Origin of the sequence: Enterobacter sp. 302C9, from assembly GCF_034106085.1 — a bacterium.
Classification (GTDB): domain Bacteria; phylum Pseudomonadota; class Gammaproteobacteria; order Enterobacterales; family Enterobacteriaceae; genus Enterobacter; species Enterobacter asburiae_B.
This window is the reverse complement of record NZ_JAWNBW010000013.1, coordinates 103,529-126,752: the sequence shown is the minus strand read 5'-3', so window position 1 is coordinate 126,752 and position 23,224 is coordinate 103,529. Positions and strand designations below refer to the sequence as shown.

At 58.0% G+C, this 23,224-nt stretch carries 21 protein-coding genes and 1 pseudogene; 16 read left to right on the top strand and 6 right to left on the bottom strand.

Features of this window, described 5'->3' with window-relative positions:
• Nucleotides 1–120 precede the first annotated feature (120 nt).
• Both UR289_RS19460 and UR289_RS19455 read left to right on the top strand, forming a co-directional pair.
• On the top strand, nucleotides 121–483 hold the full coding sequence (locus UR289_RS19460; RefSeq protein WP_033144509.1) for a hypothetical protein: 363 nt from the start codon (nucleotides 121–123) through the stop codon (nucleotides 481–483).
• Between the two features lies 1 nt (nucleotide 484).
• The gene (locus UR289_RS19455) at nucleotides 485–937 is read left to right on the top strand and encodes a DUF3828 domain-containing protein (protein ID WP_069303573.1); all 453 of its coding nucleotides are present in this window, start codon (nucleotides 485–487) and stop codon (nucleotides 935–937) included.
• A 180-nt stretch (nucleotides 938–1,117) separates the two neighbouring features.
• Here the strand turns inward: UR289_RS19455 and UR289_RS19450 are convergent, their stop codons facing one another.
• Nucleotides 1,118–1,570 (bottom strand): YhcH/YjgK/YiaL family protein, encoded by a 453-nt coding sequence (locus UR289_RS19450; protein ID WP_320711345.1) that lies wholly within the window; start codon nucleotides 1,568–1,570, stop codon nucleotides 1,118–1,120.
• Between the two features lie 675 nt (nucleotides 1,571–2,245).
• Here UR289_RS19450 and arcA point away from each other — a divergent pair.
• The 5 genes from arcA (at nucleotide 2,246) to UR289_RS19425 (ending at nucleotide 7,523) form a co-directional block, all read left to right on the top strand.
• Complete coding sequence (gene arcA, locus UR289_RS19445) at nucleotides 2,246–3,466, top strand: arginine deiminase (protein ID WP_029739276.1); 1,221 nt, start codon at nucleotides 2,246–2,248, stop codon at nucleotides 3,464–3,466.
• A gap of 10 nt (nucleotides 3,467–3,476) precedes the next feature.
• Nucleotides 3,477–4,388, top strand: a complete 912-nt coding sequence (gene arcC, locus UR289_RS19440) for a carbamate kinase (RefSeq protein ID WP_023334319.1) — start codon at nucleotides 3,477–3,479, stop codon at nucleotides 4,386–4,388.
• 119 nt (nucleotides 4,389–4,507) lie between these two features.
• A complete protein-coding gene (gene argF / locus UR289_RS19435; RefSeq protein ID WP_320711343.1) occupies nucleotides 4,508–5,512 on the top strand; it encodes an ornithine carbamoyltransferase in 1,005 nt (334 codons plus the stop codon).
• Between the two features lie 47 nt (nucleotides 5,513–5,559).
• Nucleotides 5,560–6,963, top strand: a complete 1,404-nt coding sequence (locus UR289_RS19430) for a YfcC family protein (RefSeq protein WP_047059521.1) — start codon at nucleotides 5,560–5,562, stop codon at nucleotides 6,961–6,963.
• A gap of 80 nt (nucleotides 6,964–7,043) precedes the next feature.
• Nucleotides 7,044–7,523 (top strand): arginine repressor, encoded by a 480-nt coding sequence (locus tag UR289_RS19425; RefSeq protein WP_029739272.1) that lies wholly within the window; start codon nucleotides 7,044–7,046, stop codon nucleotides 7,521–7,523.
• A 3-nt stretch (nucleotides 7,524–7,526) separates the two neighbouring features.
• Here UR289_RS19425 and UR289_RS19420 read toward each other — a convergent pair.
• Nucleotides 7,527–7,644 (bottom strand): annotated as a pseudogene (locus UR289_RS19420) (hypothetical protein).
• Here UR289_RS19420 and UR289_RS19415 point away from each other — a divergent pair.
• From UR289_RS19415 to ridA, 4 genes are all read left to right on the top strand, one after another.
• Nucleotides 7,624–7,728 (top strand): pyrBI operon leader peptide, encoded by a 105-nt coding sequence (locus UR289_RS19415; protein WP_022646880.1) that lies wholly within the window; start codon nucleotides 7,624–7,626, stop codon nucleotides 7,726–7,728. The pseudogene UR289_RS19420 and the gene UR289_RS19415 overlap by 21 nt on opposite strands.
• Before the next feature lie 34 nt (nucleotides 7,729–7,762).
• Complete coding sequence (gene pyrB, locus UR289_RS19410; RefSeq protein WP_023310198.1) at nucleotides 7,763–8,695, top strand: aspartate carbamoyltransferase; 933 nt, start codon at nucleotides 7,763–7,765, stop codon at nucleotides 8,693–8,695.
• Between the two features lie 12 nt (nucleotides 8,696–8,707).
• The gene (pyrI, locus tag UR289_RS19405; RefSeq protein ID WP_023310197.1) at nucleotides 8,708–9,169 is read left to right on the top strand and encodes an aspartate carbamoyltransferase regulatory subunit; all 462 of its coding nucleotides are present in this window, start codon (nucleotides 8,708–8,710) and stop codon (nucleotides 9,167–9,169) included.
• 73 nt (nucleotides 9,170–9,242) lie between these two features.
• Nucleotides 9,243–9,629, top strand: coding sequence for a 2-iminobutanoate/2-iminopropanoate deaminase (gene ridA, locus UR289_RS19400; RefSeq protein ID WP_008501391.1), 387 nt, complete (start codon nucleotides 9,243–9,245; stop codon nucleotides 9,627–9,629).
• Nucleotides 9,630–9,680: 51 nt separating this feature from the next.
• Here the strand turns inward: ridA and UR289_RS19395 are convergent, their stop codons facing one another.
• Nucleotides 9,681–12,065: a beta-N-acetylhexosaminidase gene (locus UR289_RS19395; protein WP_320711341.1), complete on the bottom strand. Its 2,385-nt coding sequence runs from the start codon at nucleotides 12,063–12,065 to the stop codon at nucleotides 9,681–9,683.
• Nucleotides 12,066–12,275: 210 nt separating this feature from the next.
• Complete coding sequence (gene mgtA / locus UR289_RS19390; protein WP_320711339.1) at nucleotides 12,276–14,984, bottom strand: magnesium-translocating P-type ATPase; 2,709 nt, start codon at nucleotides 14,982–14,984, stop codon at nucleotides 12,276–12,278.
• A gap of 388 nt (nucleotides 14,985–15,372) precedes the next feature.
• On the opposite strand from mgtA, the gene treR reads away from it, so the two are divergent.
• From treR to nrdG, 5 genes are all read left to right on the top strand, one after another.
• Nucleotides 15,373–16,320 carry a trehalose operon repressor TreR gene (gene treR, locus UR289_RS19385; RefSeq protein WP_320711337.1) on the top strand — a complete coding sequence of 316 codons (948 nt, stop codon included), beginning with the start codon at nucleotides 15,373–15,375 and terminating at the stop codon, nucleotides 16,318–16,320.
• 129 nt (nucleotides 16,321–16,449) lie between these two features.
• Nucleotides 16,450–17,868, top strand: a complete 1,419-nt coding sequence (treB, locus tag UR289_RS19380) for a PTS trehalose transporter subunit IIBC (RefSeq protein ID WP_320711348.1) — start codon at nucleotides 16,450–16,452, stop codon at nucleotides 17,866–17,868.
• 51 nt (nucleotides 17,869–17,919) lie between these two features.
• Nucleotides 17,920–19,563 (top strand): alpha,alpha-phosphotrehalase, encoded by a 1,644-nt coding sequence (gene treC, locus UR289_RS19375; RefSeq protein ID WP_320711335.1) that lies wholly within the window; start codon nucleotides 17,920–17,922, stop codon nucleotides 19,561–19,563.
• 376 nt (nucleotides 19,564–19,939) lie between these two features.
• Complete coding sequence (nrdD, locus tag UR289_RS19370; protein WP_023310191.1) at nucleotides 19,940–22,078, top strand: anaerobic ribonucleoside-triphosphate reductase; 2,139 nt, start codon at nucleotides 19,940–19,942, stop codon at nucleotides 22,076–22,078.
• Between the two features lie 141 nt (nucleotides 22,079–22,219).
• The gene (gene nrdG, locus UR289_RS19365; protein WP_033144500.1) at nucleotides 22,220–22,684 is read left to right on the top strand and encodes an anaerobic ribonucleoside-triphosphate reductase-activating protein; all 465 of its coding nucleotides are present in this window, start codon (nucleotides 22,220–22,222) and stop codon (nucleotides 22,682–22,684) included.
• A 3-nt stretch (nucleotides 22,685–22,687) separates the two neighbouring features.
• Here the strand turns inward: nrdG and UR289_RS19360 are convergent, their stop codons facing one another.
• Together UR289_RS19360 and UR289_RS19355 are read right to left on the bottom strand one after the other, a co-directional pair.
• Nucleotides 22,688–22,972 (bottom strand): type II toxin-antitoxin system RelE family toxin, encoded by a 285-nt coding sequence (locus UR289_RS19360; RefSeq protein ID WP_033144499.1) that lies wholly within the window; start codon nucleotides 22,970–22,972, stop codon nucleotides 22,688–22,690.
• Nucleotides 22,962–23,204 carry a type II toxin-antitoxin system RelB/DinJ family antitoxin gene (locus UR289_RS19355; RefSeq protein WP_008501400.1) on the bottom strand — a complete coding sequence of 81 codons (243 nt, stop codon included), beginning with the start codon at nucleotides 23,202–23,204 and terminating at the stop codon, nucleotides 22,962–22,964. The genes UR289_RS19360 and UR289_RS19355 overlap by 11 nt, the downstream gene beginning before the upstream one ends.
• Between the last annotated feature and the right edge of the window lie 20 nt (nucleotides 23,205–23,224).

The window sequence follows — 23,224 nt, the reverse complement described above, 5'->3', positions numbered from 1 at the left end:
CCATTATTTATTAGATTGATGATGGTTAATATTAGATCATTATCAATTACAAACCATTGTAAATATCCGGTGTAATGTTTCCTTATTACTACGTTTCGTTAATAAAATAAGGATTATTTTATGTCATGGAATAAGCATGAAGCTGTGTCATATGCCCGCAGCCACGCGCATCATAACAGTACGGGTTACTGCGCTCGCGCCGTCGCTGCAGCTATTCGTGCCGGAGGTTTGAAAATTGATGGTGCTGATGCAAAAAACTTCTGGCGCTCTCTTGAGAAGGCAGGATTCAGCAAGGTGTACGGCACACCCATTGAGGGTGATGTCGCAGTAATTGACGCATTACCAGGTGCGCATCAGAATGGGCATGCATGTATCTACGACGGATCGGGTACCTGGTATTCAGATTTTAAACAGAACAGCCTTTATCCCGGCCAGACATATCGTAAGATACAGCCAAAAATCACCCTTTACAGGCACTACTGATATGAAAAATATCTTACTGCTTCTCTTCATATTTTCTTTCTCTGTAATGGCTGGCCACTCTGACCCGATTGAGCGTGCTGTAAAATTTAACAGCTGGTACGTTAATCAAATCAACAAAGATGCATTTCCCATTACTGATGGAAACGAAATAGATAAATATGTCACAGCATCAACAATGAAAAAACTCCGTCATACGCAGGATCCGCGTTATGCCGACGAAGAGTTTTACGAAGCCGATATGTTTTTAAAAGCGCAATACGTTGGCGATGACTGGCCCCAGAATGTAACAGCCATAGCCGGGGATACCGATCCAGTTTGTGTCAACGTATACATTGCATTTGGCAAAAAGCAGGAGCACGTAGTCATAGACTGCATGGTTAAAGAAAACAACTTATGGAAGGTACAGTCAGTTTCTAATGCGGATTTTTCAAGAAATCTGGCTATCTCTAAATGAGCCAAACAAAGTTCTTATCACTCTAGTGGTTCAGTGCGCCTTTCTTGCCGGGTGGCGCTGCGCTTACCCGGCCTACTTTGTGCAACGATATCAATAATCGTAGGCCCGGTAAGCGCAGCGCCACCGGGCAAATCAAGCACCGATACGGCCCTCTCCCACAGAGAGAGGGAGCAAACCCGATTAGCTAATCAGCATTTTCACCACAACCTTGCGCACCTTCGCAGGCGCGCCCACCGCGCACAGCGGCTTGTGCACTTCACCCGGCCAGAACACCACAAAATCCCCTTCGCTCAGCACCAAGGTTTTCTCCTGCTCGCCTTCCGGCAGGAACGCGATGTCTTTCTCCGCCAGCCAGTCGGTGTCCGGCGTACCGTGCGGCAGGGTGCTGAAGGTCATCCCTTCCTGGCCCTTCATAATTATCTGGATGTCCAGATAGCGCGCGTGGTACTCGGCGCGGCGCTCGGCGAACGGCTGGGTCATATCTTCCGAGACCAGATAAAACAGGCTGCTGCCGTTGATGTCGTGCTTGCCGAGCGGCGTGGCGTCAGTGACGTGGGCTTTAACGTGCTCAATGGCCTGGCGCAGCGCGTCAGGCAGCCAGGGCTGCAGATGGTGGATGTTGCCGATAATCATGTGAAATCCCTCTACGTAAAACAACGTTTCATTTTTATCTTTTATACGAGAGTTAAGACTGCCATACCAGCCCTTTTTCGAAGAGGTTTGCGCGAGCGCATGTTTATCGGGAAAGGTGTTAATTCACTGTTAATCCTGTCCAGGCAATTATGCAGGGGTTATGCATAACCTCGATCAACGCTTATCGGACGACTCTTCTAACCTCTTGATCATGCTCTCTAATTAACAAAACCCGTTGCCGCCTCACACTTTACTGTTTTGATAATTTGCTCTAAAAAACCATAATTATTTATTGATTTTCCTTAAGTCGAAAATAGTTAATTACGTTAATTGCATAGCCATTCTTGCTCATGATATTTTTCATTTAAAATCAGTCACATAAAGATATATTTCAAAGAATTAAAATCTACAAAATAATAACAACCTCAAATAATGCCAGCGGATCCTGCTTAGCTATTCACCCCTCAATAATATGAAATCAATCATTATCTGATGCGAATCATGCAAATGAAAACAAACTCCTTAATATCCGGTTTCGCGTGAGCAATATCACAATACGGATTATTTAACTGCCTAGTATGAATCACGAAATCAATTGAGCTTAGCCGCCATGAAATTAAACACATCACATGGCGCATGCCCTTTTTATTCTGAAAAACAGTTAAAGGAATAATTATGGAAAAGCATTACGTCGGTTCTGAAATTGGTCAATTGCGTAGCGTTATGCTGCATCGTCCTAATTTAAGTCTGAAACGTTTAACGCCATCAAACTGTCAGGAGCTGCTTTTCGATGACGTGCTCTCGGTTGAGCGGGCGGGTGAGGAGCATGACATCTTCGCCAACACGCTGCGCGAGCAGGGTGTGGAAGTCCTGCTGTTGACCGACCTTCTGACACAAACCCTTGATATTGCAGAAGCGAAAGCCTGGCTGTTGGATACCCAAATCTCTGACTATCGCCTCGGCCCGACCTTTGCCGGCGACGTCCGCGGCTGGCTGGCGGATATGCCGCACCGCGAACTGGCGCGCAGATTAAGCGGCGGATTAACCTACGGCGAAATTCCGGCGGCCATTAAAAATATGGTGGTGGATACCCACACGGCGAATGATTTTATTATGAAGCCGCTGCCGAACCATTTATTTACCCGCGACACCTCGTGCTGGATCTATAACGGCGTCTCTATTAACCCAATGGCGAAACCGGCCCGTCAGCGTGAAACCAATAACCTGCGGGCAATATATCGCTGGCACCCGGCGTTTGCCGACGGCGATTTTATTAAGTATTTCGGCGACGAGAATATTAATTACGACCACGCCACGCTAGAAGGCGGCGACGTACTGGTGATTGGCCGCGGGGCGGTATTGATCGGCATGTCCGAGCGCACGACGCCGCAGGGCGTGGAGTTCCTCGCCAACAGCCTGTTCAAACACCGTCAGGCCGAGCGCGTGATCGCCGTTGAGCTGCCAAAACACCGCTCCTGCATGCACCTCGACACCGTCATGACCCACATCGACGTCGACACCTTCTCCGTCTACCCGGAAGTGGTGCGCAAGGACGCCCAGTGCTGGACGCTCACCCCGGACGGACGCGGCGGCCTGCTGCGCACTCAGGAAACTGACCTGCTGCACGCCATCGAGAAAGCGCTCGGCATTAACCAGGTGCGCCTGATCACCACCGGCGGCGACGCCTTCGAAGCCGAACGCGAGCAGTGGAACGACGCCAACAACGTGCTGACCATCCGCCCGGGCGTGGTGATCGGCTACGAGCGCAACGTCTGGACCAACGAGAAGTACGACAAAGCGGGCATCACCGTGCTGCCTATCCCGGGAGACGAACTCGGACGCGGCCGCGGCGGCGCGCGCTGCATGAGCTGCCCGCTGGAACGCGACGGAATTTAAAGGAGCCATCATGGAACGAAAACCCACTCTGGTTGTGGCCCTGGGCGGCAACGCGCTGCTCAAGCGCGGCGAGCCGCTGGAAGCCGAAATCCAGCGCCAGAACATCGAGCAGGCCGCCCGCACCATCGCCGGATTAACAGAACAGTGGCGCGTGGTGCTGGTGCACGGCAACGGACCGCAGGTCGGGCTGCTGGCGCTGCAGAACAGCGCCTACGACAAAGTCACGCCCTACCCGCTGGACGTTCTCGGCGCCGAAAGCCAGGGAATGATCGGCTACATGCTCCAGCAGGCGCTGAAAAACAATCTGCCGCAGCGCGAGGTGAGCGTCCTGCTCACGCAGGTGGAAGTGGACGCCGCCGACCCGGCCTTCAGCAACCCGACAAAATACATCGGCCCGGTGTACAGCGAAGCCCAGGCAAAAATGCTGGCCGCGGAAAAAGGCTGGGTGTTCAAGGCCGACGGCAGCTACGTCCGCCGCGTGGTGCCGTCACCGCAGCCGAAGCGCATCGTCGAGAGCGACGCCATCACGGCGCTGATCCAGCGCGATCACCTGGTGATCTGCAATGGCGGCGGCGGCGTGCCGGTAGTGGAGAACGCCAACGGCTATCGCGGCATTGAGGCGGTGATCGACAAAGACCTCTCCGCCGCCCTGCTGGCGCGCCAGATCGAGGCCGACGCCCTGCTGATCCTGACCGATGCCGACGCGGTGTACCTCGACTGGGGCAAGCCGACCCAGCGCCCGCTGGCGCAGGTGACGCCGGAGCTGCTCAGAGGCATGCAGTTCGACGCCGGATCGATGGGGCCGAAAGTGGCCGCCTGCCGCGAGTTTGTAGAAGCCTGCAACGGCATTGCCGGGATCGGCGCGCTGGCCGACGGCGCGGAGATCCTGGCGGGCGAGAAAGGCACGTTGATTCGTAACTGAGTCGTTTTCCCCTCACCCTAACCCTCTCCCTAAGGGAGAGGGGACGATTACACCCTCTCCCCGCGGGAGAGGGCTGGGGTGAGGGCATCAGACAGCTAAATTTTAAAAAGGATTTACCCATGACCATCAACCTGAAAAACCGCAACTTCCTGAAACTGCTGGACTACACCCCGGCGGAGATCCAGTACCTGATCGACCTCGCCATCGAGCTGAAAGCGGCCAAAAAAGCCAGACGTGAAAAGCAAACCCTGGTCGGGAAAAACATCGCCCTGATTTTTGAAAAAACCTCCACCCGCACCCGCTGCGCATTCGAAGTGGGCGCGTTCGACCAGGGCGCGCAGGTGACCTACCTCGGCCCAAGCGGCTCGCAGATCGGCCATAAAGAGTCGATGAAAGACACCGCCCGCGTGCTGGGCCGCATGTATGACGGCATCGAATACCGCGGCTACGGCCAGGCCATCGTCGAAGAGCTGGGCGAGTACGCGGGCGTGCCGGTGTGGAACGGCCTGACCGACGAGTTCCACCCAACGCAGATCCTCGCCGACCTGATGACCATGCTGGAGCACGCGCCGGGCAAAACCCTGCCGGAGCTGAGCTTTGCCTACCTGGGCGACGCGCGCAACAACATGGGCAACTCGCTGATGGTCGGCGCGGCCAAGATGGGGATGGATATCCGCCTCGTCGCGCCGAAATCCTTCTGGCCGGAAGCCGGGCTGGTTGAGCAGTGCCGCGCCATCGCGAAAGAGACGGGCGCGCGCATCACCCTCACCGACGACGTAGAAGAAGGCGTGCGGGGGACCGATTTCCTCTACACCGACGTGTGGGTCTCCATGGGCGAGCCGAAGGAAGCCTGGGCCGAGCGCGTCAGCCTGATGAAGCCGTATCAAATCAACGCGGACGTGATGAAGGCCACCGGCAACCCGAACGTCAAGTTTATGCACTGCCTGCCGGCGTTCCACAACGAACACACCAAAGTGGGCCGCGAGATCGAGATGGCCTACGGCCTGAAGGGGCTGGAGGTGACGGAAGAGGTCTTCGAATCACCGAACTCCATCGTCTTCGACGAAGCAGAGAACCGCATGCACACCATTAAAGCGGTGATGGTGGCGACACTCGGCGACTAATCACCGCCCGGCGCGCCGCGGGGTGCGCCGGGTTTAAGGAGAACATCATGGGCAAGTTTAAGTTTCCCTCCGCTTACACCATTCTCTTTTTCCTGATTGCCGTTGTGGCGGCGCTGAGCTGGGTCGTCCCCGCCGGTCAGTACCAGATGGCGATGAACGAAACCCTCGGTAAAGAAGTCCCGATTGCCGGAACGTACGCGCACGTGGCGGCACATCCGCAGGGGCTGGTTTCCGTCCTGATGGCGCCCATCGCCGGGCTGTACGATCCGGTCTCCGGCCAGGCCGGGGCGATCGACGTCGCGCTGTTTATCCTGATCATCGGCGGTTTTCTCGGGATCGTCACCAAAACCGGGGCGATTGACGCCGGGATCGAACGCGTCACCACCCGGCTTCGCGGGCGCGAGGAGTGGATGATCCCGATCCTGATGGCGCTGTTTGCCGCAGGCGGCACGATTTACGGCATGGCCGAAGAGTCGCTGCCGTTCTACACCCTGCTGGTACCGGTGATGCTGGCCGCCCGGTTCGATCCGGTTGTCGCCGCGTCCACCGTGCTGCTCGGGGCGGGGATCGGCACGCTCGGCTCTACCATTAACCCGTTTGCCACGGTGATCGCCGCCAACGCCGCCGGGATCCCCTTCACTAACGGCATCGCCCTGCGCGTGGCGCTGCTGGTCATCGGCTGGGTCATCTGCGTGGCGTGGGTGATGCGTTACGCCCGTAAGGTGCGTTTGGATCCGTCGCTGTCGATCGTCGCAGACAAACAGGAAGAGAACCGCGCCCACTTCCTCGGCGACAAGGGCGAACAGTCGCTGGAATTCACCCCGGTGCGCAAAATCATCCTGGTGATTTTCGCCCTCGCCTTTGCGGTGATGATCTACGGCGTGGCGGTGCTGGGCTGGTGGATGGCGGAGATCTCAGCGGTATTTCTCGCCAGCGCGATTATCGTCGGCCTGATTGCCCGCATGAGCGAAGAGGAGCTGACGTCGACGTTTATCAACGGCGCGCGAGATTTGCTGGGCGTCGCGCTGATTATCGGCATCGCGCGCGGTATCGTAGTCATCATGGATAAGGGCATGATTACCCACACCATTTTGCACAGCGCGGAAGGGCTGGTCAGCGGGTTGTCCACGGTAGCGTTTATCAACGTGATGTACTGGCTGGAGGTCGTGCTGTCGTTTCTTGTGCCTTCTTCATCCGGCCTGGCCGTTCTGACGATGCCGATCATGGCGCCGCTTGCCGATTTCGCTAACGTCAACCGCGACCTGGTGGTGACGGCTTACCAGTCGGCCTCCGGCATCGTTAACCTCGTCACGCCCACTTCTGCCGTCGTGATGGGCGGGCTGGCCATCGCCCGCGTGCCCTACGTGCGCTATCTGAAATGGGTGGCGCCGCTGCTGGGCATTTTAACGGTGGTGATTATGGTGGCGTTAAGTCTGGGTGCCTTGTTGTGATTTGCCGGATGGCGCTGCGCTTATCCGGCCTACGGATCGGTGCGGTGCCACCGGTTATTTCAGGAACTGATATGGGAACTATGATGGATTACGAAGAGTACTCTCCCAAAGAGCAACTACAGCTGACGGTCTGCCAGCGCCTGATCGCAGAAAAGAGCTATCTCTCTCAGGAGGAGATCCGCCGGGATTTGCAGGAGCGTGGTTTTGAGACCATCAGCCAGTCCACCGTTTCACGTCTGCTTAAATTGCTCGGCGTCATAAAAATTCGAAATGCCAAAGGGCTAAAGATTTATTCGCTGAATCCCCAGCTGCGCCCTGCCCCCGACGCCGCGCGTACCGTGTCCGAAATGGTGGTCAGCGTCGAGCACAATAGCGAGTTTATCCTTGTTCATACCGTCGCCGGATATGGCCGCGCGGTGGCGCGTATTCTGGATTATCACCAGCTGCCGGAAATTTTAGGCGTGGTGGCCGGCAGCAGTATCGTCTGGGTCGCTCCCCGGGTCGTGAAGCGCACCGCGCTGGTGCATAAGCAAATTAATTATTTACTCAGAACGCATTAATATTCATAAAGAACCGTTTGCATTGAGTAAAGCGTGCATTAAATCGCTTGATCCGAAAAGCGAGCTGCGTATAATGCCCGACAATTTGCCGGGAGGAAGCATGGTCAAGCGTGTACGACATAACGTCTTACCGCGTCTGAAATCAGACGCTGGCCTGCCGTTTTTCTTCCCGTTGCTAAACCTATTCCCAGAGCCCCTCATTTGAGGGGCTTTTTTTTGCCCGGCGTCAGGAGATAAACATGAATCCGCTTTATCAAAAACACATCATTTCCATAAACGACCTCAGCCGCGAAGAGCTGGAACTGGTTCTGGAAACCGCGGCAAAACTGAAGGCCAATCCGCAACCGGAGCTGCTGAAGCACAAGGTGATTGCGAGCTGCTTCTTCGAAGCCTCGACCCGCACCCGCCTCTCCTTTGAAACCTCCATGCACCGCCTGGGCGCGAGCGTGGTGGGCTTCTCGGACAGCAGCAACACGTCGCTGGGTAAAAAAGGCGAAACCCTGGCGGACACCATTTCAGTGATCAGCACCTACGTCGACGCGATTGTGATGCGTCATCCGCAGGAGGGCGCGGCGCGCCTGGCGACCGAATTTTCCGGCGGCATCCCGGTGCTGAACGCCGGTGACGGTGCCAACCAGCATCCGACGCAGACCCTGCTGGATCTGTTTACCATTCAGGAGACGCAGGGCAAGCTCGAGAACCTGAATATCGCCATGGTCGGCGACCTGAAATATGGCCGCACCGTCCACTCCCTGACCCAGGCGCTGGCGAAATTTAACGGCAACCGCTTCTTCTTCATCGCCCCGGACGCGCTGGCGATGCCGCAGTACATTCTCGACATGCTGGATGAGAAAGGCATTCAGTGGAGCCTGCACGCCAGCATCGAAGAGGTGATGAGCCACGTGGATATTCTCTACATGACCCGCGTGCAGAAAGAGCGTCTGGATCCGTCCGAATACGCCAACGTGAAGGCACAGTTCGTGCTGCGCGCCAGCGACCTCGAGGGCGCGCGCGACAACATGAAGGTACTGCATCCACTGCCGCGCATCGATGAGATCACCACAGACGTGGATAAGACGCCGCACGCCTGGTACTTCCAGCAGGCCGGAAACGGCATCTTCGCCCGCCAGGCGTTACTGGCACTGGTTCTGAATCGCGAATTGGCACTGTAAGGGGAAACGACCATGACACACGATAACAAACTCCAGGTTGAAGCCATCAAGCGCGGCACCGTGATTGACCACATCCCTGCGCAGGTGGGCTTTAAGCTGCTGACGCTGTTCAAACTGACCGAAACCGACCAGCGCATCACCATCGGCCTGAACCTGCCGTCGGGCGAGATGGGCCGCAAGGACCTGATCAAAATCGAGAACACCTTCCTGACCGACGAGCAGGTCAACCAGCTGTCGCTGTACGCGCCGGACGCCACCGTCAACCGCATCGACGAGTATGAAGTGGTCGGCAAATCCCGTCCGAGCCTGCCGGATCGCATCGAAAGCGTGCTGGTCTGCCCGAACAGCAACTGCATCAGTCATGCTGAGCCGGTTTCTTCCAGCTTTGCAGTGAAAAAACGCGCCGATGACATCGCGCTCAAATGCAAATACTGCGAAAAAGAGTTTTCTCATTATGTGGTGCTGGCCAACTAATTGAGGTTGGTAATGAAATCCCGGCTGTTATAATGGCCGGGAACATTCTTAACGCTGTAATTCTGGAGAAAACATGAGCAAAGTACTCGCGACGGAAAATGCACCAGCGGCTATCGGCCCTTACGTTCAGGGCGTTGATCTGGGTAGCATGATCATCACTTCCGGTCAGATCCCGGTGAACCCAAAAACCGGCGCGGTGCCGGAAGACGTCGCGGCACAGGCCCGTCAGTCGCTGGAAAACGTGCAGGCTATCGTTGAATCTGCCGGTCTGAAAGTGGGCGATATCGTGAAAACCACCGTTTTCGTGAAGGATCTGAACGATTTCGCGACCGTTAACGCCACTTACGAAGCGTTCTTCACCGAGCACAACGCCACCTTCCCGGCGCGCTCCTGCGTGGAAGTGGCCCGTCTGCCAAAAGACGTGAAAATTGAAATCGAAGCGATTGCAGTACGTCGCTAATTCGCTTTGGCGATAAAAAAAGGCAGCCCAGGCTGCCTTTTTTGTTGCTTGCTACTGATTCCGCGTCGCCCTGAGCAGCGTCTCCAGCGGATAGACCGCCGCAATCACCACCTCGTCCTGAACCTTCGCCGCGTTATCCAGCTCGCTCTGAATCGAGGCTATCTCTTTATCATCCAGCGTGCCCTGCCGCGCCACCAGATCCGTCAGCCTCAGGCCAATGGAGGCCAGCTTATCCACCTCCTGGATCACCGGCTTCATCGCCTTCAGCTGATAGCTGTTTTCGCTTAGCGCCAGCGCGTCGCTGGTGTTGCTCTGCCAGCGGTTAAAGACGTGGCGCAGCGCGTCGGCGCTTTCCGCGTCTTCCGCATCGCTCACCAGGCGGTCCGCCCATTTGTTCATCTGGCGCACGGTGGCGCTTTCGGCGTTCAGCGCATCGGCGAAGCGGTTGAGCGGTTCGAACTGATGATAATTTCCCGCCTGGAACTTCAGGTGCTGGCGGGTGTAATACTGAGCGGGCTCTACCGCCTGAGCGAGGATCTGCAGCGGCAGCGTGTCAGCATTACCGGCAAGGCGCGTGAACTGCACCTGCTGCTGGGTATGCTGCTGCAGCCCGACCGACACCGTCGACCAGCTGTCCATCGCCTGCAGGCGGGTGTACATGTTGTCGACGTCGTTGACGTCCTGCGCCGACCACAGCCGCTCCGCCACCGCGAAGGTGCGCGGCCACAGGCGGATATCCAGCACCGGCGCCACCACGTTTTCCGCCCACAGCGCGGCTTCCCCGCCGAGCAGGTTGGCCTGATTCGCCACGTCCGGCACGACCGGCGGAATGCCTTTCGGCACCGCGTCCAGACGCGTGCCGCTGATTGGGTAACGCGTATTCCCCACCAGGAAATAGCCGGTGAGTTTGTCGTTATCGACGGAGACCACCGGGCGCGTCTCGCCCATCCAGGTGTCGACGGTGAACGTCACCTGGCTGTCGTCACGCCATTCAATATCCTGCACCGCGCGGCGGGATTTCCCGGCAAAATCAATAAATCCGCGCCAGCCTGCGTCCCCTTTCACCAGCGTAAAACTTCCCTCCACCGGCTTGCCCTTCAGGCGCGGCATGGAGAAGGCCCAGCTCTGGACGCTGTCGGTGTCGGCAATCACATCCACGCCGTTCAGCCCCTGCGGGACAATTTCGTTGCGGTAGTGATAGGCGGTGGACTGGGGTTGGTCGAGATAGAAACCGGTGGAGAGAATGCCCTTGTAGCCGTTTTGCGCCACCTGCCCCAGCGCGTCCTGCCCCTGCCAGGACTGGATTAGAATGCTTTTCGGCAGGTCGGGATGATAGATCTCATCCCAGCCGACCATCTGCCGGTGGTGCTTCTCAAGGATCGTTTCCAGCCTGCGGTTGAAATACGCCTGCAGCGCGTGGCTGTCCGCCAGCCTGTTGTCGCGCATGAAGTTCTGGATCGCGGCATTCGCTTTCCACTGGCTGTCGTCCACCTCATCGCCGCCGATATGCAGATACGGATCGGGGAAAATCGCCGCCAGTTCGCTGACCATCGCGTCGGCAAAGGCGTAGGTTGCCTCTTTGGTGGGATCTAACACCGGCTTCAGCACGCCCCAGTGGCGCTCCATGGCGTACGGCCCCGGGGCGCTCATCAGCTCCGGATAGGCTACGGCAATCGCCGAGGCGTGGCCCGGCATGTCGATCTCCGGCACCACGCGGATACCGCGTTCGGCGGCGTAACGCACCACTTCACGCATCTGTTCAGGCGTGTAGTACAGCCCGTCGCTGGCAAGCTGCGTCAGCTTAGGGTAGCGCTTCGAGCTGAAGCGCCAGCCCTGGTCGTCGGTCAGGTGCCAGTGCAGGACATTGAGCTTCGCCGCGGCCATGCCGTCGATCTGGCGCTTGATATCCGGCAGCGGAATAAAATGACGCGCCGAGTCGAGCAGCAGCCCGCGCCACGGGAAGCGCGGCGAATCTTCAATGGTGACCCACGGCAGCGAGGTGTTTTCCGCCCCGTTCTGCATCAGCTGGAGCAGCGTTTCCATGGCGCGCAGCGCGCCGAAGCGGGTGTTGGCGGAGATATCGACGCCGTTAGCATCCACCGTGAGCTTATAGCTTTCATCGCTGTCCGGCAGCGGCTGCGGTTTTACCTTTTTGGCAATCGCGATGCGGATGGTCGGCTTTTCAGGCTTGTCGGCCTGGGGCTGCAGCGTCCAGCCGGTTTGCAGGGCAATGCGCTGGCGCAGGCGGTTGACGGCGTCACCGAGATCGTCCCCGCTGACGCTAATGGATACGTTGTTGCTGAGCACCAGCGCGCCCTGGGTCGTAGGGCGTTCGACCTTCGCAGGCCAGGGCATCAGGGGGAGATCGCCTGCCGGGGCGGCAAACGCAGAGGCGCCGAGCATCAGCCCGGCGGTTAAGAGGCTGTACCGTAACATGAATGTTCCTTATCTGACGGGCCAAATAAAGGCAAAACATTCTGTTAACATGCGCTCAATTTGTCGTCAAGCGAATGCGCCGACGGAGATCACAGGTTGTTGAATTTGGGAGGAAAGCCAGCCCCCTCTCCCCAAAGGAGCGAGGGTGAAAGGCGACACCGAGCGGTCCCCTCTCCCTTTCAGGGAGAGGGTTAGGGTGAGGGTAAAAAATTACTGCCATCCATACCGACGCGCATAGAATCCTTTCACCATCTGCGTCAGCACCATATAGCCCGCGAGGATCGCCACCAGCCACGGGAAGTAGCTCAGCGGCAGCGCCTGAAGCTGCAGGTAGCCTGCCAGTGGCGAGAACGGCAGCGCGATGCCGAGCGCCATCACAATCCCCGTCATCACAATCAGCGGCCACGCGGCGCGGCTCTGGATAAACGGAATGCGGCGGGTACGGATCATGTGCACAATCAGCGTCTGCGACAGCAGACCTACCACGAACCAGCCGGACTGGAACAGCGTCTGGTGTTCCGGGGTGTTGGCGTGGAACACAAACCACATCAGGCAGAAGGTCAGGATGTCGAAGATGGAGCTGATAGGCCCAAAGAACAGCATAAAGCGCCCCAGATCCGCCGGGTTCCAGTGCTGCGGCTTCTGGATCTGCTCGTCGTCGACGTTATCAAACGGGATCGCTACCTGAGACACGTCGTACATCAGGTTCTGGATCAGCAGGTGCAGCGGCAGCATCGGCAGGAACGGCAGAAACGCGCTCGCCACCAGCACGCTGAAGACGTTACCGAAGTTGGAGCTGGCGGTCATTTTGATGTACTTGAGCATATTGGCGAAGGTGCGGCGCCCTTCGATCACGCCCTCCTCCAGCACCATCAGGCTCTTTTCCAGCAGAATAATATCCGCCGCCTCGCGGGCGATATCCACCGCACCATCGACGGAGATACCGATGTCCGCCGCACGCAGCGCGGGCGCGTCGTTGATGCCGTCGCCCATAAAGCCCACCACGTGCCCTTCGCGCTTAAGCAGGGTGACGATGCGCTCTTTGTGCATCGGCGTCAGCCGGGCAAACAGCGTGGTACGCCGGGCAAGCTTCGCCAGATCATCATCAGAGAGATGTTCAATATCGCTCCCCACCACCACGTCGCCCGCGTCCAGCCCCACTTCATGGCACACTTTAGCCGCCACCAGCTCGCTGTCGCCGGTGAGAATTTTGACGGTAATACCGCTCGCCTTCAGCGCTTTCAGCGCCGGCGCGGTGGTCTCTTTCGGCGGATCGAGGAAGGCGATGTAGCCCTCGAGGATCAGATCGGATTCGTCGATACGCTGATAGTCACCCTCGCGCGCGGGCAGGAACTTGCTCGCGACCGCCACCACGCGCAGCCCCTGACGGTTCAGGTTGTCGGTGACGCGCTTGATGCGGCGCAGCATGGTGTCGTCCAGCGGCACGATGTCGCCGTTATAGCGAACCTGCGTCGACACGTTGAGGATCTCCTGCAGCGCCCCTTTGCAGATCAGCTGATGCACGTCCGTCTGCTCGCTCACCACCACCGACATGCGGCGGCGCTCGAAGTCGAACGGGATCTCATCCACCTTCTGCCAGCGGCCGGAGAGCGTGCGGGCGGACTCCTCGTCCACCCCTTCCAGCACCGCGACGTCGAGCAGGTTTTTCAGCCCGGTCTGATAATGGCTGTTCAGCCACGCGCTGTGCAGGACGCGCTCGCTGGTTTTGCCGGAGATATCGGTGTGGTTCTCCAGCACGATTTTGTCCTGCGTCAGGGTGCCGGTTTTATCGGTGCAGAGGATGTCCATCGCGCCAAAGTTTTGAATGGCGTCGAGGTGTTTGACGATCACTTTCTGTTTAGAGAGCTTCACCGCCCCGCGCGCCAGCGTGGAGGTGACGATCATCGGCAGCATTTCCGGCGTCAGGCCAACGGCCACGGAGAGCGCGAACAGGGCCGCTTCCCACCAGTCGCCTTTGGTGTAGCCGTTGATCAGCAGCACGATCGGCGTCATCACCATCATAAAGCGGATCAGCAGCATGCTGACGCGACCAATCCCTTTCTGAAAGGCGTTTGGCTCGCTCTCCTGCTCGCTGACGCGCCCGGCAAGCTGACCAAACCAGGTGTTGCCCCCGGTGGCGGTGACAATCGCCTGCGCCGTACCGCTGACCACCGTGGTGCCCATAAAGCACAGGGTATCGCATTCAAGCGGATTCATCTGCTGCGGGTCGCGGCTGCGCGCTACCTTTTCTACGGGCAGGGATTCCCCGGTCAGGGAGGCCTGGGCGACGAACAGATCGCGCGCCTGGATGATGCGTAAATCCGCCGGGATCATGTCCCCCGCGGCCAGCTTCACCAGATCGCCCGGCACCAGCTGGTCGATCGGCAGCTCCACCCAGGCGTTTTCGCCGAGATCGTTAATCACGCGCGAGACGGTCGCGGTGTTGCTGACCATCGCCTTCAGGGCATCCGCCGCTTTGGTGGAGCGGGCTTCCTGAATAAAGTTCAGCAGCGTGGAGATACCCACCATCAGGGCAATCACCCCTGCGGCAAACAGATCTTCCGTCGCGTAGGAGATGAGGCCGAGCACGGTCAGCAGCAGGTTGAACGGGTTGCGGTAGCAGAGCCACAGGTGCACCCACCACGGAGACGGCTTCTGCGCCGGGATCTGGTTATCGCCGTGCACGGCGCGGATTTTTTCCACTTCGGCCGCGTTTAGCCCTTCCGGGTGTCCGCCGAACGCGCGCCAGACTTCGTTTTCATCCATCGCCGCCACGTTCAGGCAGCGTTCGGTCAGGGACGCGGGGATCGCCGCCCCCGCCATGTTTTTGGCGTTTGGCAGCGGGTCGCGCTGAACAAGACGGTGTGGCAGGTGGCGGCTCAGCAGGGCCTGCAGCTGCCGGGTGATATTTTTAAACATAGTCATTCCTCCGCATCCGCCTGGGCGGACGCAGCAATTCCTTCAGGCGTGGCAAAGCCGTACCTGAGAGGCACTCAATTTTTCAAGCAGGAACGTTTAAGACGTTGCTGCCTCACGCCGGTGAGACAGCAAAAGCTGGCTTACCGGAAAGAACGCATTCTCCCGTTCAGGAGAGGTGTGGGATCGGGATCCATGAAGCCTCCGGTAAGTAAAAAAACAGGGTGTCGCCGCGCAGTACAGGGATTTAGGCATACCCTTTATGACGATTCGGGCGGTATTATACCCCCCTGCAAATAAACCGAACGTAAACCAGACTTTGCCCATAGCGAAATCGCGCTATAGCATTAGGCTCAATTCACTACATCGTCGTTGTTACAGGGAATACAGCATGCAGAACCGCCTAACGATTAAAGACATCGCACGTTTAAGCGGCGTGGGGAAATCGACCGTCTCACGCGTGCTGAACAACGAAAGCGGCGTCAGCGAACGCACCCGCGAGCGCGTTGAGGCGGTTATGAATCAGCACGGTTTTTCCCCTTCCCGCTCTGCGCGCGCCATGCGCGGGCAGAGTGACAAAGTCGTCGCCATCATTGTTTCGCGTCTGGACTCTCTTTCTGAAAATCTCGCCGTGCAGACCATGCTGCCCGCCTTCTATGAGCAGGGGTATGATCCGATCATGATGGAGAGCCAGTTCTCTGTGCAGCTGGTTGAAGAGCATCTGGGGATGCTCCAGCGGCGCAACATTGATGGCGTGGTGCTGTTCGGTTTTACCGGCATTAAGGACGAGATGCTGAAACCCTGGCAGCCTTCGCTGGTGCTGCTGGCGCGCGATGCACACGGCTTTGCCTCCGTCTGCTACGACGATGAGGGCGCGATTATCACCCTGATGCAGCGCCTGTTTGACGAAGGTCATCGCCACATCAGCTTCCTCGGCGTCCCGCACGCGGACGTCACCACCGGCAAGCGTCGCCATGAGGCGTATCTGGCCTTTTGCAAAAAGTACAACCTCTCCGCCGTGGCCTCCCTGCCGGGGCTGGGCATGAAGCAGGGCTACGAGCAGGTCGCCAGCGTTCTTACGCCGCAGACCACGGCGCTGGTGTGCGCCACGGATACCCTGGCGCTGGGTGCCAGCAAATATCTGCAGGAGCAGCGCATCGATAATCTGCAGGTGGCGAGCGTCGGCAGCACGCCGCTGATGAAGTTCCTGCACCCGGAGATCATCACCGTCGATCCGGGCTACGCCGAGTCCGGCAGACAGGCCGCAGCACAGCTTATCGAGCAGATAAACGGGCGTTCAGAGCCTCGTCAGATCGTCATTCCCGCTCACCTTTCGTAACCCCTCTAAAACAGATTATTGTGATCTTCGCCTGATTTCGGGAACGTTCCCATTTTCGCCGTCACGCTGAAGGAGTAGGCTTGCGCTCAGGTCATTACACCCCCTCACCATCTGTCATGAGGTTTCATGATGAGTAAAGTCAAACAAGCAGATATCGATTGGCTGATCGTCCTGGTCGGCGGACGCGAAAACATCGCTACCGTCAGCCATTGCATTACCCGCCTGCGCTTCGTGCTGAACGATCCGGCCAAAGCCAACCCGAAGGCCATTGAAGAACTTTCCATGGTCAAAGGCTGCTTCACCAACGCCGGGCAGTTCCAGGTCGTTATTGGTACCGAAGTGGGCGATTACTATCAGGCTCTGCTGGCGACAACCGGGCACTCTTCTGCCGATAAAGAGCAGGCGAAGAAGGCCGCGCGCCAGAATATGAAGTGGCACGAGCAGCTGATTTCCCACTTCGCGGAAATTTTCTTCCCGCTGCTGCCCGCGCTGATCAGCGGGGGCTTAATCTTAGGCTTCCGTAACGTCATCGGCGATGTGCCGATGAGCGACGGCAAAACCCTGGCGCAGATGTATCCGGCGCTGAAAACCGTTTACGATTTCCTGTGGCTGATTGGCGAGGCGATCTTCTTCTATCTGCCGGTCGGGATTTGCTGGTCCGCGGTGCGCAAGATGGGCGGCACGCCGATTCTCGGTATCGTGCTGGGCGTCACGCTGGTCTCTCCACAGTTAATGAACGCTTACTTACTTGGTCAGCAGGTGCCTGAGGTGTGGAACTTCGGCCTGTTTACTATCTCCAAAGTGGGCTATCAGGCGCAGGTCATTCCGGCCCTGCTGGCGGGTCTGGCGCTGGGCTTTATTGAAACGCGCCTGAAACGCATCGTGCCCGATTACCTCTATCTGGTGGTGGTGCCGGTCTGCTCGCTGATCCTGGCGGTGTTCCTGGCGCATGCCTTTATCGGTCCGTTTGGCCGCATGATCGGCGACGGCGTGGCCTTCGCAGTGCGTCACCTGATGACCGGCAGCTTCGCGCCGATTGGAGCCGCGCTGTTTGGCTTCCTGTACGCCCCGCTGGTGATCACCGGCGTGCACCAGACCACGCTGGCCATTGATATGCAGATGATCCAGAGCCTCGGCGGCACGCCGGTCTGGCCGATTATCGCCCTGTCTAACATTGCACAGGCGTCGGCGGTTACCGGCATCATCATCGTCAGCCGCAAGCACAACGAGCGTGAGATCTCCGTTCCGGCAGCCATCTCTGCTTACCTCGGCGTCACTGAACCGGCGATGTACGGTATCAACCTGAAATACCGCTTCCCGATGCTCTGCGCGATGATCGGTTCCGGTCTGGCGGGCCTGGTGTGTGGTCTGAACGGCGTGATGGCGAACGGGATTGGCGTCGGCGGCCTGCCGGGCATTCTCTCCATCCAGCCGGCTTACTGGCAGGTGTTTGCCCTGGCGATGGCCATCGCGATTATCGTCCCTATGGCGCTCACCACCGCGGTTTACCAGCGTAAGTTCCGTCAGGGCTCGCTGCAGATTGTTTAACTTCTTCTTTCGGGGCGCAGTTGCGCCCCTTCGCATTTGCAGGAACGCATTATGAATACCCTTCCTCACTGGTGGCAGAACGGCGTCATCTATCAGATTTACCCAAAGAGTTTCCAGGATACCACCGGCAGCGGCACCGGCGATCTGCGCGGCGTGACGCAGCGGCTGGACTACCTGAAAACCCTCGGCATCGACGCCATCTGGCTGACGCCGTTTTATATCTCCCCGCAGGTGGATAATGGCTACGACGTGGCGAATTACACCGCCATCGACCCGGCTTACGGCACGCTGGATGATTTCGACGAGCTGGTTGCCCGGGCGCACGAGCGCGGCATCCGTATCGTGCTGGATATGGTGTTTAACCACACCTCCACGCAGCACGCCTGGTTCCGCGAGTCGCTGAACAAAGAGAGCCCGTACCGCCAGTTCTACATCTGGCGCGACGGCACGCCGGAGCTGCTTCCCAACAACTGGCGCTCCAAGTTTGGTGGCAACGCCTGGCGCTGGCACGCCGAGAGCGAGCAGTATTACCTGCATCTGTTCGCCCCGGAGCAGGCGGATCTCAACTGGGAGAACCCAGAAGTGCGCGCCGAGCTGAAAAAGGTGTGCGAGTTCTGGGCCGATCGCGGCGTCGACGGCTTGCGTCTCGACGTGATTAACCTGATTTCGAAAGATCAGGATTTCCCGGACGACAACACCGGAGACGGCCGCCGCTTCTACACCGACGGGCCGCGCGTTCACGAATATCTGCAGGAGATGAGCCGCGACGTCTTCACCCCGCGCAACCTGATGACGGTGGGCGAGATGTCCTCGACCTCGCTGGAGAACTGCCAGCAGTACGCCTCGCTCGACGGACGCGAGCTGTCGATGACCTTTAACTTCCACCACCTGAAGGTGGACTACCCCGGCGGCGAAAAATGGACGAAGGCGAAGCCGGACTTCGTGGCGCTGAAAACCCTCTTCCGCCACTGGCAGCAGGGGATGCACAACAGGGCGTGGAACGCGCTGTTCTGGTGTAACCACGATCAGCCGCGCATCGTGTCGCGCTTTGGTGACGAAGGGGAATACCGCGTTCAGGCCGCGAAGATGCTCGGCATGGTGCTGCACGGCATGCAGGGCACGCCGTATATCTACCAGGGCGAGGAGCTGGGGATGACCAACCCGCACTTCAGCCGCATCACCGACTATCGCGACGTGGAAAGCCTGAACATGTTCGCCGAACTGCGCGCCAACGGCCGCGAACCGGATGAATTACTGGCGATTCTGGCGAGTAAGTCCCGCGATAACGGGCGAACCCCAATGCAGTGGGACGCTTCGCACAATGCGGGCTTTACCGAGGGCGAGCCGTGGATTGGCGTCTGCGACAATTACGAGACGGTGAACGCCCGCGCCGCGCTCGACGACCCGGATTCGGTGTTCTACACCTACCAGTCGCTGATCGGCCTGCGTAAAACCCTGCCGGTGCTGACGTGGGGAGATTATGAGGATCTTCTGCCGGAACATCCTTCTCTTTGGTGCTACCGTCGTCAGTGGCAGGGGCAGACGCTGATGGTGGCGGCGAACCTGAGTCCTACGCCGCAGGAATGGCAGACAGGCGCTCTCAGCGATAGGTCGCAGGTGGTGATGAGTAACTACCCGGCACCGCAAACGACGTCGCTGCGTCCGTTTGAAGCCGTCTGGTGGTTGCAGCAGTAATTCTCTCTACCGGGTGCGGCTCAGCACCCGGCTTACTTTACTGTTTTTGTTGAGTAAATAATCAGATTTTTCTCTCGCGCCTTTACAATCGCTGAAGCGCCCGTCGTTTGTACTCTCGTCTTTTTACTTTGTTCTGCATCAAATAAATCGCAAACATGTTTGATGCAAATCACTATATGTAGCACTTAAAATGCACGCCGACCCAACATCTTGTATTTATCGTCTACTATTCCAACAACAAGACGGCGCTTACGCTGGCCGGAATTGTGGATAACACGAGCTGGGAACGCGGGAAGTCTTTGGCCCGGCGGGGAATATGCCCGGTTATGACTTCTCCACCTCTGTGGATAACCTGTTTTCAAAAAATGGAGTGATCATGACACCGCATGTGATGAAACGTGATGGCTGTAAAGTGCCGTTTAAATCAGAGCGCATCCAGGAAGCCATTCTGCGTGCAGCTAAAGCAGCGGGAGTCGATGACGCAGATTACTGCGCCACCGTCGCAGAAGTCGTTAGCAGCCAGATGAACGAACGCAGCCAGGTCGATATCAACGAGATCCAGACCGCGGTTGAGAACCAGCTGATGGCGGGGCCCTACAAGCAGCTGGCGCGCGCCTACATTGAGTACCGTCACGATCGTGACGTGCAGCGTGAGAAGCGCGGTCGTCTGAACCAGGAGATCCGTGGCCTGGTGGAGCAGACCAACTCCGCCCTGCTCAATGAAAACGCCAACAAAGACAGTAAAGTGATCCCGACTCAGCGCGACCTGCTGGCCGGTATCGTTGCCAAACACTATGCCCGTCAGCATCTGCTGCCGCGCGACGTGGTCTCGGCGCACGAGCGCGGTGAAATTCACTACCACGATCTCGACTATTCGCCGTTCTTCCCTATGTTCAACTGCATGCTGATCGACCTGAAGGGCATGCTGACCCACGGTTTTAAAATGGGTAACGCCGAGATTGAACCGCCTAAATCAATCTCCACGGCCACCGCCGTCACCGCGCAGATTATCGCTCAGGTCGCCAGCCATATTTATGGCGGCACCACGATTAACCGCATTGATGAAGTGCTGGCCCCGTTCGTGACGGCAAGCTTCAACAAGCATCGTAAAACGGCCGAAGAGTGGCAGATCCCGGACGCCGACGGCTACGCGCACTCCCGCACCGAGAAAGAGTGCTACGACGCCTTCCAGTCGCTGGAGTATGAGGTAAACACGCTGCACACCGCCAACGGCCAGACGCCGTTTGTGACCTTCGGCTTTGGTCTGGGCACCAGCTGGGAATCGCGTCTGATCCAGCAGTCCATTCTGCGTAACCGCATCTCCGGGCTCGGCAAAAACCGCAAAACCGCCGTGTTCCCGAAACTGGTGTTCGCCATCCGCGACGGCCTGAACCACAAGTTTGGCGATCCGAACTACGACATCAAGCAGCTGGCGCTGGAGTGCGCGAGCAAACGCATGTATCCGGACATCCTGAACTACGATCAGGTCGTCAAAGTGACCGGTTCGTTTAAAACGCCAATGGGCTGCCGCAGCTTCCTCGGCGTGTACGAAGATGAAAACGGCGAGCAGATCCACGACGGGCGCAACAACCTGGGCGTCATCAGCCTGAACCTGCCGCGCATCGCACTGGAGGCGAAAGGCAATGAAGCGGAATTCTGGACGCTGCTGGACGAGCGCCTGCAGCTGGCGCGTAAGGCGCTGATGACCCGCATCGCGCGCCTTGAAGGGGTCAAAGCCCGCGTCGCGCCGATCCTTTATATGGAAGGGGCCTGCGGCGTACGTCTGAAAGCGGACGATGACGTGTCGGAGATCTTCAAAAACGGCCGCGCGTCGATTTCGCTGGGCTATATCGGTATTCACGAGACCATCAACGCCCTGGCGGGCGATACGCATATGTACGACAGCGAGGCCCTGCGTGAGAAAGGCATCGCGATTGTTCAGCGCCTGCGCGACGCGGTAGACCAGTGGAAAGAGGAAACCGGCTACGGGTTTAGCCTCTACAGCACGCCGAGCGAGAATCTGTGCGACCGCTTCTGCCGTCTGGACACCGCCGAATTCGGGATTGTGGAAGGCGTGACCGACAAAGGGTATTACACCAACAGCTTCCACCTCGACGTGGAGAAAAAGGTGAACCCGTACGACAAGATCGACTTCGAAGCGGCGTATCCGCCGATCGCCAGCGGCGGCTTCATCTGCTACGGCGAGTACCCGAACATTCAGCACAACCTGAAGGCGCTGGAAGACGTGTGGGATTATAGCTATCAGCACGTGCCGTATTACGGGACCAACACGCCAATCGACGAGTGCTACGAGTGCGGCTTTACCGGTGAGTTCGAGTGTACGAGCAAAGGCTTTACCTGCCCGAAATGCGGCAACCACGATGCGGCTCGCGTCTCCGTGACCCGTCGCGTGTGCGGCTATCTCGGCAGCCCGGACGCGCGTCCGTTTAACGCCGGCAAGCAGGAAGAGGTGAAGCGTCGCGTGAAGCATTTGGGGAATGGGCAGATCGGGTAAGTTCTGCGCAGGGTTCTCACCCTCACCCTACCCCTCTCCCCCAAGGGAGAGGGAACCGATCGAGCACATTGCTAAGCCTGACTCCGGTTTTCTCCCTCTCCCTGTGGGAGAGGGGCGGGGTGAGGGCATCAGGTTAACGCTATGAATTATCATCAATACTACCCCGTCGACATCGTCAACGGCCCCGGCACCCGCTGCACCCTGTTCGTTTCAGGCTGCGTCCACGAATGCCCCGGCTGCTATAACAAAAGCACCTGGCGCTTAAATTCCGGCATGCCGTTCACCGCCGAAATGGAAGACCGGATCGTCAACGACCTTAACGATACGCGCATCAAACGTCAGGGGATTTCCCTCTCCGGCGGCGACCCCCTGCACCCGCAAAACGTGCCGGAGATCCTGAAGCTGGTGAAGCGCATTCGCCGCGAATGTGCAGGCAAAGATATTTGGGTCTGGACGGGATATAAGCTGGATGAACTCAATGCGCAGCAAAGAGAAGTAGTGGATCTGATTAACGTCCTGGTCGACGGCAAGTTCGTGCAGGATTTAAAAGACCCGGCCCTGATCTGGCGCGGCAGCAGCAACCAGGTTGTGCACCATCTGCGGTGAGCATTAGAGCCGTTTGTTTGCATCATGATAAACGGCTGATTTCTCTCGCTTACCGATAGCGATAACGAATACCGTTACAACGTTGTCCTGAACCTGATAGACCAAACGATAACCCTGCGATCTGAGTTTTATTTTGTAGCAATCCGGCAGACCATGCAGGCGGGCCGATTCGACCCTGGGGCTCACCAGCACGTCCGCAAGTTTCTTCTTAAACTGGTCTTTTACAGTCTGCCCCAGCTTGCTCCACTCCTTTAACGCCCTCGGGTCAAATGCCAGTTCATAAGTCATCCAGACTAACCTTGATTCCCTTTTGCGGATTCGCCAGTCGCTCCCGGACCGTCTGTATCAGCGCATCTTCGCTGTCGCTAATCGTGACCGTTTTCACCGGCATACGTCCCGTCTCCGCGACGTACTGAAACAGTAATCGCACGGCTTCCGTTGGGGTGATATTGAGTTTTTCCAGCACGGCATAAGCCTCGTTTTTGAGTTTGTCATCCAGACGGACGTTCAGCGTGGCCATTATGCCTCCAGCAAAATCGA

Excerpts from the sequence above, each read along its gene's own strand:
- UR289_RS19460 (WP_033144509.1), top strand. The coding sequence starts at position 121 with ATGTCATGGAATAAGCATGAAGCTGTGTCATATGCCCGCAGCCACGCG.
- UR289_RS19455 (WP_069303573.1), top strand. The coding sequence starts at position 485 with ATGAAAAATATCTTACTGCTTCTCTTCATATTTTCTTTCTCTGTAATG.
- UR289_RS19450 (WP_320711345.1), bottom strand. The coding sequence starts at position 1,570 with ATGATTATCGGCAACATCCACCATCTGCAGCCCTGGCTGCCTGACGCG.
- arcA (WP_029739276.1), top strand. The coding sequence starts at position 2,246 with ATGGAAAAGCATTACGTCGGTTCTGAAATTGGTCAATTGCGTAGCGTT.
- arcC (WP_023334319.1), top strand. The coding sequence starts at position 3,477 with ATGGAACGAAAACCCACTCTGGTTGTGGCCCTGGGCGGCAACGCGCTG.
- argF (WP_320711343.1), top strand. The coding sequence starts at position 4,508 with ATGACCATCAACCTGAAAAACCGCAACTTCCTGAAACTGCTGGACTAC.
- UR289_RS19430 (WP_047059521.1), top strand. The coding sequence starts at position 5,560 with ATGGGCAAGTTTAAGTTTCCCTCCGCTTACACCATTCTCTTTTTCCTG.
- UR289_RS19425 (WP_029739272.1), top strand. The coding sequence starts at position 7,044 with ATGATGGATTACGAAGAGTACTCTCCCAAAGAGCAACTACAGCTGACG.
- UR289_RS19415 (WP_022646880.1), top strand. The coding sequence starts at position 7,624 with ATGGTCAAGCGTGTACGACATAACGTCTTACCGCGTCTGAAATCAGAC.
- pyrB (WP_023310198.1), top strand. The coding sequence starts at position 7,763 with ATGAATCCGCTTTATCAAAAACACATCATTTCCATAAACGACCTCAGC.
- pyrI (WP_023310197.1), top strand. The coding sequence starts at position 8,708 with ATGACACACGATAACAAACTCCAGGTTGAAGCCATCAAGCGCGGCACC.
- ridA (WP_008501391.1), top strand. The coding sequence starts at position 9,243 with ATGAGCAAAGTACTCGCGACGGAAAATGCACCAGCGGCTATCGGCCCT.
- UR289_RS19395 (WP_320711341.1), bottom strand. The coding sequence starts at position 12,065 with ATGTTACGGTACAGCCTCTTAACCGCCGGGCTGATGCTCGGCGCCTCT.
- mgtA (WP_320711339.1), bottom strand. The coding sequence starts at position 14,984 with ATGTTTAAAAATATCACCCGGCAGCTGCAGGCCCTGCTGAGCCGCCAC.
- treR (WP_320711337.1), top strand. The coding sequence starts at position 15,373 with ATGCAGAACCGCCTAACGATTAAAGACATCGCACGTTTAAGCGGCGTG.
- treB (WP_320711348.1), top strand. The coding sequence starts at position 16,450 with ATGAGTAAAGTCAAACAAGCAGATATCGATTGGCTGATCGTCCTGGTC.
- treC (WP_320711335.1), top strand. The coding sequence starts at position 17,920 with ATGAATACCCTTCCTCACTGGTGGCAGAACGGCGTCATCTATCAGATT.
- nrdD (WP_023310191.1), top strand. The coding sequence starts at position 19,940 with ATGACACCGCATGTGATGAAACGTGATGGCTGTAAAGTGCCGTTTAAA.
- nrdG (WP_033144500.1), top strand. The coding sequence starts at position 22,220 with ATGAATTATCATCAATACTACCCCGTCGACATCGTCAACGGCCCCGGC.
- UR289_RS19360 (WP_033144499.1), bottom strand. The coding sequence starts at position 22,972 with ATGACTTATGAACTGGCATTTGACCCGAGGGCGTTAAAGGAGTGGAGC.
- UR289_RS19355 (WP_008501400.1), bottom strand. The coding sequence starts at position 23,204 with ATGGCCACGCTGAACGTCCGTCTGGATGACAAACTCAAAAACGAGGCT.